This is a genomic window from Mesorhizobium sp. M2A.F.Ca.ET.067.02.1.1 (assembly GCF_004023285.1).
Lineage (GTDB): Bacteria > Pseudomonadota > Alphaproteobacteria > Rhizobiales > Rhizobiaceae > Mesorhizobium.
Genome location: NZ_RZSB01001466.1, coordinates 1 through 408, shown reverse-complemented (window position 1 = coordinate 408; position 408 = coordinate 1). Strand labels below are relative to the sequence as shown.

Sequence of the window (408 nt, the reverse complement as noted above, 5' to 3'; positions counted from 1 at the left end):
AAATGAGGCAGTGGTCAACTGGAGATAGGCAGTGGACAGAGCGGAAAAGCGCGAACTCGTCACGGGCCTGAATGATGCGTTCTCGAACGCGGGTTCAGTCGTCGTGGCCCACTACGCCGGTATCACCGTGGCGCAAATGAACGACCTTCGGTCGAAGATGCGCGCTGCCGGCGGCACCGTCAAAGTCGCGAAGAACCGTCTCGCCAAGATCGCTCTTCAGGGCACGGACTCCGCATCGATCATCGATCTGTTCAAGGGACAGACGCTGGTCGCTTATTCGGAGGATCCGATTGCGGCGCCGAAGGTCGCGTCCGAATTCGCCAAGGGGAATGACAAGCTGATCATTCTCGGCGGCGCGATGGGCTCGACCTCGCTCAACGCCGATGGTGTCAAGGCACTCGCCACGAT

1 protein-coding gene is annotated in these 408 nt (G+C 60.0%); it reads left to right on the top strand.

Translation table 11 applies throughout. The features are described from left to right. Positions 1 to 31: 31 nt before the first annotated feature. On the top strand, positions 32 to 408 hold a 377-nt coding region (gene rplJ / locus EOA28_RS38340; protein ID WP_128315972.1), incomplete at its 3' end, for a 50S ribosomal protein L10.